The sequence below is a fragment of the Streptomyces sp. NPDC058955 genome, from assembly GCF_042741435.1.
Lineage (GTDB): Bacteria > Actinomycetota > Actinomycetes > Streptomycetales > Streptomycetaceae > Streptomyces.
This window is the reverse complement of sequence record NZ_JBHYKM010000194.1, coordinates 843-8,429: the sequence shown is the minus strand read 5'-3', so window position 1 is coordinate 8,429 and position 7,587 is coordinate 843. Positions and strand designations below refer to the sequence as shown.

Sequence of the window (7,587 nt, the reverse complement as noted above, 5' to 3'; positions counted from 1 at the left end):
GGCTCGTGTGTGTGGTTGGGGGGCGAGGTTTTTGTCTCCCCCCCCCCCCCCCCCCGCGCCCGGGCGCCCCCCCCTTCCGCGTACCGCGCACCGCGCTCAGTCGGGCATGAGCCGGTTGCGGACCTCCGCGACCAGGCTGAACGACCCGGTGACGCACACCAGATCGTCCGGGCCCGCCAGGGACAGGGCCAGTTCGTACGCCGCCCACGGATCCGGCTCCTCGTGGACCGGCAGGCCGGGCCGCAGCCGACCGAGGACCCCGGCGATCTCCTCGGTGGGACGGCCCGAGATCGCACCGAACTCGGTGCGGGCGCGGTAGCCGGTGGCCACCACGGCGTCGAAGCGGCCGGCCACCAGACCGAGCGACCGCTCGCCGTCCCGGCCGGGCGCCAGCGCCAGGACGCCGATGCGACGGCGTCCGGGGTAGAGCTCGTCGAGAGCCCCGGCCAGCGCCTCCAGCTTCGGCGGGCAGTGGGCCCCGTCGACGACGACCTCCGGCGCGCGCCGGACCGTCTCCAGCCGGCCCGGGACGGTGACGGCGGCCAGCGCCTCGCGCCAGACCGGCTCGGCGACCGGCAGGCCGCGGGCGGCCAGCGTCTCGACGGCGGCCACCGCGAGCGCGGCGTTGCGGACCTGGTGGGCGCCGCGGGCCCGCAGCCGCAGCCCCGTACGGTCGCCGCCGGGTCCGGAGAGCCACCACCGGGTGCCGTCGGCCGTGGCGGAGTCGATCCCCGCGACGAGGTCCCGGCCGAGTTCGAGCAGGGGCGCGCCCAGGGCGGCGGAGCGTTCCCGGACGACCGCCGCGCCGGGACCGGTCACCCCGCTCACGACGGGCACCCCGGGCCTGATGATCCCCGCCTTGTGCCCGGCGACCGCCAGAAGGCTGCCGCCGAGGTGCTCGACGTGGTCGTCGCCGACGTTGGTGATCACGCTGACCAGCGGCTCCACCACGTTGGTGGCGTCGGTGGTGCCGCCCATGCCGACCTCGACCACCGCCACGTCGACGGCGGCGTCCGCGAAGTACCGCAGGGCGAGCGCCGAGACGGACTCGAACCAGGTGGGGCCGATGCCGTCGACGAGTCCGGCGAGGCGCCGGGCCCGCTCCAGGAGTTCGCGCGGCTCGATCGCCCGCCCGTCGACCAGGAAGCGCTCGGTGAGGCTGCGCAGATGCGGTTTGGTGGCGAGGCCGACGCGGTACCCACCGGCCCGCAGCATGTCGGCGATCATGCGGGCGGTGGAACCCTTGCCGGCGGTCCCGCCGACGTGGACCACCGGAAGCCCCCGCTGCGGGTCGCCGAGGACGGCCATCAGCCGCCGGACCCGGTCGAGTTCGAACTCCTCGTCCCAGTGCCGGGGGCGCGAGGAGGCGAGCACGGCGTCGTAGAGCTCCCGCGGCGTCGGTTCAGGGCCGGTGGGCGGCACGGTCCGCTCCTTCCCGGGGCCGTCCGGCGCCGGCCACCAGGGCGGTCAGCAGCACGGAGAACCCGTCCAGGGTGGGGTGGGTGTAGAGGGCGTCGGCGGGCAGCTCCACGGAGAACCGCTCCTCCAGGCGCGTCAGCAGGAGCATCGCCTCCAAGGAGGTGCCCCCCAGGTCGAAGAAGCTCGCGTCCGGGTCGGCCCCGGCGCCGTCGGCGGTGTGCTCGGCCCACAGGGTCCGCAGGTACGCCTCGGGACCGGCGTCCGGCTCCGGTGCGGAAGGGGGCGCCGACACCGCCGCCGCCGCTGCGAGGCCCCCGAGGAGGTGGCGCCGGACCTTGCCGGTCGCACCCCGGGGCAGCTCCGGCACGAACCGCACGGTGGACGGCACCTTCTGCCGGGCCAGCCGCCCGGCGGCGTAGCGCCGCAGCTCGGCGGCGTCCACGGGCGCCCGGACCACGACCGCCGCGGCGACGAGGTCGCCGTGGTCGCCCCCGGCCTCGCCGTACACGGCCGCGTCCGCCACCGCCGGATGTCCGGCGAGGACCGCCTCCACCTCCGCCGGCGAGACCCGTGTCCCGGCGACGTTGAGGACGTCGTCGGCCCGGCCCTCGACGCTCAGCAACCCGTCGGCGTCCACCGAGCCGAGGTCGCCGGCCCAGAGCCAGCCCTCCCGGTCGAGCGGCCGCACGGTCCCCGGCGCCACCCACAGGCCCCGGGGCGGCGCCCCCGGGTAGCGCAGCCACACCCGTCCGGTGCGGCCGGGAGGGAGTACGGCGAAGTCCTCGTCGCGCACCGAGATCAGGGTCCGGCCGACCGGCGCGCCGACCACCTCGGGTCGCGAGGGGTCGAAGACGGCGGCGGCACCGGCCGGCAGGATCTCGGTCGCCCCGTACATCCGCAGGATCCGGGCCGCGGGGAACAGCTCCTGAAGGGACGTCAGGAGGGCGGCCGTGGCAGCCGCCGTGGAGACGGTCACCATCCGCACGCACGCCAGGTCGTGTCCGTCCGCGCCCGCCCGGACCAGGGCCGCCGCCGTGGCCGGGACGAGCCCGACCCGGTCGGGGCGGTGCCGGGCGACGGCGTCGAGCAGTCGGCGGGGCGTCGGGTCGACGAGGCCGAGGTGGAGGCTGCCGCCGCCGATGTAGGCGCCGTTGAGGACCCGCTGGCCGCCCGCGGTGCCGATCACCGTGGAGTGCAGCGACCGCTCGGGCTCGGCGGGGACCACGTGCCCGGAGTCCGCGGCGAGCGCGAGCGGGGCCAGCAGGTTCTCCTCGGAGCAGGCGATCAGCTTGGGCCGGCCGGTCGTGCCCGAGGTGCAGACCAGCTCGCTGACCCCCGCCGGCGGCTCCTCGGGCAGCGGCCGGGCCGCCGTCGCGGCGGACGGCTCCTCGGCGGCGTCCACCCACCGCGTCTCCGCGGGCAGCGCGGAGGGCCGCTCCCGGGCCACCAGGTGCGTCGGCCGGACGTCCGCGACGAGCCCCGCCACCTCGGCGTCGGTGAACCGGGACGAGACCGGCAGGACGGTGGCGCCCGCCTTGAGCACCGCCGCGTGCCAGCAGGCGAGGAGGATCCAGTCCTCCTCGCCGAGGACCACCACCACCCGCCCGCCGGGCCGCAGCCCCCGCTCGGCGAGCAGCCGCGCCAGAGCCTCCGAGCGGAGGTCCCACTCCCGGTGGGTCAGCCCGGGCCCGTCCACCGTGGCGAGGACCACGTGGTTTGGCCGTTCGGCGGCGTTCCGGCGCAGCAGGGCGACCCGGGTGAGCCGTGTCGTGCTCCCGTTCATGCCGTCACCCCAGGGGGCGCGGCGTCAGCCGCGGGTCGGGCAGCGGACGGACGGCGGCGGTGTCGCGGGCCACCAGGAACGCGGGCCGGGTCGGCGCGGGCGGGGCGTTGTCGACCGCGTTGTACGTGATCAGGAGCAGCGCCCGCCGGTCGTCGGAGAGGTTGTCGGTCGACGAGTGGACGATGCTCGGGTGGAAGGCGTGCACGCTGCCGGCCGGGCCGACGAGCACCCGGGTGCCGTGCTCGGCGGAGAGCCGGGCGGCGCGCTCGGGCGTGACGGTGTAGGCGAGGTCGGCCGAGACGTGGTCGCGCCAGTGGCCGGAACGCGCGGCCCGCTCGGGGAGGTCGAGGAGGCCGAGCCGGTGGGTGCCGGGCAGCAGGGTGAGCGGCCCGTTGCCGGCGTGCGCGTCGTCCAGGGCGACGGCGATGTTCACCGCGTCGGGCGCGGGCATGCCGTCCTCCTCGCTCCAGAAGGCGTAGTCCTGGTGCCAGGGCCAGGCGGCGCCCTCCCGCGGCGGCTTGAAGTTGACCTTGAACTGGTAGACGTACACCTCCCGGCCGAGGATCGCCTCGGCCAGGCCGACCAGTTCGGGCAGCCGGACGAGCGCGGCGCACAGCTCGTCCCAGGTGTGGCAGCCGTGGACGGCCCGGGCGGTGTCGCCGTCCCGTTCGGCCACCACCTCCGGCCGGTCCTGCCGGCCGAGCGCGGTGACCCGGGACCGCAGCGCCGTCACGGACTCCTCGCCGAAGGCGAACGGGGCGGGGCACCAGCCGTGCCGGTGGTAGTGGTCGGCCGCGGCCCGGACGGTGCCGTGGACGGGCGCGGGGGTGGTCGGGGTGGGTGCTGACAAGGCCGCCTCCAGAGCGGGTCGTACGGGGAACGGGGGAGCGGTCACAGGAAGGCGGTCCGCGGGGTCCGGCCCAGCAGGACCTGGCCCTGGAGCTCCAGCGCGGTGTCCGGGTTGAGCGCGGCGTGCAGACAGAGCGCGTGGATGTCGCGGCGCATCCGCTGCACGGGCACGTCGGCGCGGACGGAGGAGGCGCCGCACGCCGAGGCGACCAGGTCGACCGCCTCCCGGCACAGCGCGGCGACGGTCGCGGCGGACGCCCGGGCGGTGGACCGCTCGGTGAGGGTGTGCGGCCGGTGGGCGCGGGCGAGCCGTTCGGTGCGGGTCGCGAGGTCGTCGGCGAGCAGCCCGGCCAGCCGCCGCTTCAGGTCCACCTCGCCGAGCTTGCGGTGGGTGAGCGGGTCCAGGCTCTGGTCCTGGTGGGCGCTGAACGCGACGGGCCGCCCCGGCGCCCGCTCGACCAGGAAGTCGGCCGCGGCCCGCGCGATGCCCAGCGGCGTACCGGAGTTGAGCGTCGAGAAGAGCGGGAACACCTCGTACCGGGGGAGTCCGGGCACCGCGTCCGGGCGGCCGCCGGGCATCGCCGTACCGGTCGGGAACGGCAGCACCCGCGCGGCGGGCACCGGGAGGTCCGCGCACTCCACCGAGCTGCTGCCGGTGCCCTGGAGCCCGGAGGCGTACCAGTCGTCGTGGACGGTCAGCGCGGCGGTGGGGACCAGCACCAGGACATGCTCCCGGCCGCCGTCGGCGGTGGGGCGGAGCGCGCCCAGGATGTCCCAATGGGAGTCGGCCACCCCGGTGTTGAACCCCCACCGGCCGGTGAGCCGGAGGCCGCCGGGCCCCTCGGCGAGCACCCCGGTCGGGCTGAGGCTGACGGCGACGCGGGACGCGGGACCGTCGAACACCTCGGCGGCGGTCCGCTCGGGGAAGAGGCCGGTGAGCCAGGAGCCGGTGAGGTAGATGGACAGGGTCCAGGAGGTGGCCGCGCATCCCCGGGCGAGTTGGGCGAGGGCCCGCACCTGGGCGGGCAGCCCGGCCTGCGCGCCTCCGTGGCGGGCGGGTACGGCCAGACCGAGGAGCCCGGCCGCGGCGAGCCCCTCCACGACCTCCGGCACCAGCCGGCGGCGCCGTTCGGTGGCGGCGGCGTGCTCGCGCAGCAACGGGACGAGGCCGGCCGCCGGTTCCTCGCCGGGAAGGGCGGGCGCGCCCGGGACGTCGTGCATGGTTCTCCTCGTACGGGGCTGGGGCCGGTGGTGCGGACCGGGGCGGATCAGGTGGCGGGCGGGACGAAGCGCCCGTCGGCGGCGGTCCAGCCGCCGTCGACGGCGAGCACCGCCCCGGTGACGAAGCTCGACGCGTCGGAGGCGAGGTAGACCACCGCGCCCGCCAGCTCCTCCGCGCGCCCCCAGCGGTTGAGCACGCTCTTGTCGGCGTACGCCTGGTACCAGTCGGGCTCGGCCATGATCTGCGCGGTGAGCGGGGTCTCGACGATGCCGGGGGCGATCGCGTTGACCCGTACGCCGCTCGGCCCGAACTCCGTCGCGGCAGCCCGGAGCAGCTGGGTCACCCCGGCCTTGCTGGCGGAGTAGACGCCCTGGCCCGGTTCGAGGGCCACCGCGCGCATCGACGAGAAGCCGATGATGCTGCCCCGGCCGCGCGCGGCCATCGGACCGCCGAAGGCCCGGATGACGTCGAAGGCGCCCCGCAGGTTGAGCCCCACCACCCGGTCGAACTCCTCGGCGGAGTAGTCGAGCAGCCGCTTGCGCACATGGGTGCCGGCGGTGAGGACCAGGACGTCGACGTCGCCGAGGCCGCGGGCGGCCTCGGCGAGCGCGGCCCGGTCCAGGACGTCCAGTGCCAGGGCGGAGGCGGCCGGCCCCGCCCGGTCGGCCGTCGCGGCGGCGGCGTCGGGGTCGAGGTCGGCGCAGATCACCTCCGCGCCCTGGGCGGCGAGCGCCTGGGCGGCCTCCCGGCCGATGCCGCTGCCGGCTCCCAGGACGACGGCCCGGCGGCCGTCCAGCCGGAACATGGTGGTGTAGTCCAGTGCGGTGGTCATGCTGATGGCAACCCTCGGGGTGGGGTGGGCGGTTCAGGACTGGGTGAGGGCCAGGAACTCCTGGCGGGAGCGCGGGTCGTCGCGCAGCCGGCCGAGCAGCGTGGAGGTCACCGTGTCGGAGCCGCCGGCGCGCACCCCCCGCAGCGTCATGCAGGTGTGCTCGGCCTGGATGACCACGCCGACGCCCTTGGGTGCGAGCCGGGTCTCCAACCAGTCGGCGATCTGCTTGGTGAGCCGCTCCTGGACCTGGGGCCGACAGGAGAAGTGCTCGACCACGCGGGCCAGTTTGGAGAGGCCGAGGATGCGGTCCTGCGGCAGGTATCCGACGTGGGCGACCCCGACGAACGGCAGCAGGTGGTGCTCGCAGACCGAACGGAGCGGGATCCGCCGGGCCAGGACCAGCTCGTCGTACCCCTCGTCGTTGGGGAAGGTGGTGAGGTCGAACGGGCGGGGCGAGAAGAGCTCGGCGTACGCCTTCGCCATGCGGCGCGGGGTGTCGCGCAGGCTCTCGGAGTCGGTCGGCACGTTGAGCGCGGCGAGGAACCGCCGGGCTGCCTCCTCCGCCGTCGCCAGGTCGGGGGCGGCGCCGTCGAGGGACACGTGGGTGGACAGGGCGGGGACGGTCGGGGGTTCGGCGGTGACTGCTGTGGACATGGCTCTTCTCGGATCGGGGGCCGCGGGGCCCGGGGCCCCGGGGGAGGAGGAGGGGCGGACCGCGGGATCAGGCCGCGGGGACGGGCCGGAGCAGCCGGTCGCACATGAGGGCCGCCTGCTTGTTGAGCGCCACGTTGTGGATCCGGAGCATGTCGACGCCGGCCGCGATCCCGAGCCCGGTGAGGGCGACGGTGGCGCCGTCGCGCTCGGCCGGGGTGCCGCCGACGACCTCGCCGATGAAGTTCTTCCGGGAGTGGGAGAGCAGCGCCGGGGCGCCGAGCTCCCGCATGGCGGCGAGGTTCTCGAAGAGCACCAGGTTCTGCGCGGGCGTCTTGCCCATGCCGAGGCCGAAGTCGGCGATCAGCCGGTCGGCGGCGATCCCCTGCTCCCGGGCGTAGTCCAGCTGGGCCCGCAGGTCGGCCATGACCTCCGCGAACACGTCGGTGTAGCCGGGGTCCAGCCAGTAGCCGCCGTGGGGGCCGGTCACGGAGACCGAGGCGCGGTTGTGGGTGAGGACGAGCGGGACCTCCCGCTCGGCCACGACCTTGGCGAGGTCGGCGTTCCAGCCGCCGTCCGTGGTGCGCAGCCCCCAGCAGCTGTTGATCATGTGGGCGCCGGCGTCCAGGGCCGCCTCGGCGACCCGTGCCTGACAGGTGTCGACGGAGACGGCCACGGGGACGTCGCGGGTGATCGCCGAGACGATCGGCGTCACCCGGCGCAGCTCCTCGTCCCACGGCACGGGCGCCGCGCCGGGGAACGTGGGGACGCCGCCGATGTCGACGACGTCGGCGCCCGCGGGGCGTGGGGGGGGGGGCCACCCGGCCACGG

The 7,587-nt window shown here is 76.3% G+C and carries 7 protein-coding genes; all 7 read right to left on the bottom strand.

Features of this window, described 5'->3' with window-relative positions; all coding sequences use genetic code 11:
• Nucleotides 1-96: 96 nt before the first annotated feature.
• Complete coding sequence (locus tag ACFW1I_RS37140) at nucleotides 97-1,422, bottom strand: bifunctional folylpolyglutamate synthase/dihydrofolate synthase (RefSeq protein WP_384678334.1); 1,326 nt, start codon at nucleotides 1,420-1,422, stop codon at nucleotides 97-99.
• The gene (locus tag ACFW1I_RS37135) at nucleotides 1,403-3,202 is read right to left on the bottom strand and encodes an AMP-binding protein (RefSeq protein ID WP_384678332.1); all 1,800 of its coding nucleotides are present in this window, start codon (nucleotides 3,200-3,202) and stop codon (nucleotides 1,403-1,405) included. The genes ACFW1I_RS37140 and ACFW1I_RS37135 overlap by 20 nt, the downstream gene beginning before the upstream one ends.
• Before the next feature lie 4 nt (nucleotides 3,203-3,206).
• A complete protein-coding gene (locus ACFW1I_RS37130) occupies nucleotides 3,207-4,052 on the bottom strand; it encodes a phytanoyl-CoA dioxygenase family protein (RefSeq protein WP_384678330.1) in 846 nt (281 codons plus the stop codon).
• A 41-nt stretch (nucleotides 4,053-4,093) separates the two neighbouring features.
• Complete coding sequence (locus ACFW1I_RS37125) at nucleotides 4,094-5,272, bottom strand: acyl-CoA dehydrogenase family protein (protein ID WP_384678329.1); 1,179 nt, start codon at nucleotides 5,270-5,272, stop codon at nucleotides 4,094-4,096.
• A 47-nt stretch (nucleotides 5,273-5,319) separates the two neighbouring features.
• Nucleotides 5,320-6,105, bottom strand: coding sequence for an SDR family NAD(P)-dependent oxidoreductase (locus ACFW1I_RS37120; protein ID WP_384678327.1), 786 nt, complete (start codon nucleotides 6,103-6,105; stop codon nucleotides 5,320-5,322).
• Nucleotides 6,106-6,138: 33 nt separating this feature from the next.
• A complete protein-coding gene (folE, locus tag ACFW1I_RS37115; RefSeq protein WP_384678336.1) occupies nucleotides 6,139-6,717 on the bottom strand; it encodes a GTP cyclohydrolase I FolE in 579 nt (192 codons plus the stop codon).
• Between the two features lie 109 nt (nucleotides 6,718-6,826).
• A partial coding sequence (folP, locus tag ACFW1I_RS37110; protein WP_384678325.1) for a dihydropteroate synthase occupies nucleotides 6,827-7,587 on the bottom strand: 761 nt, incomplete at its 5' end.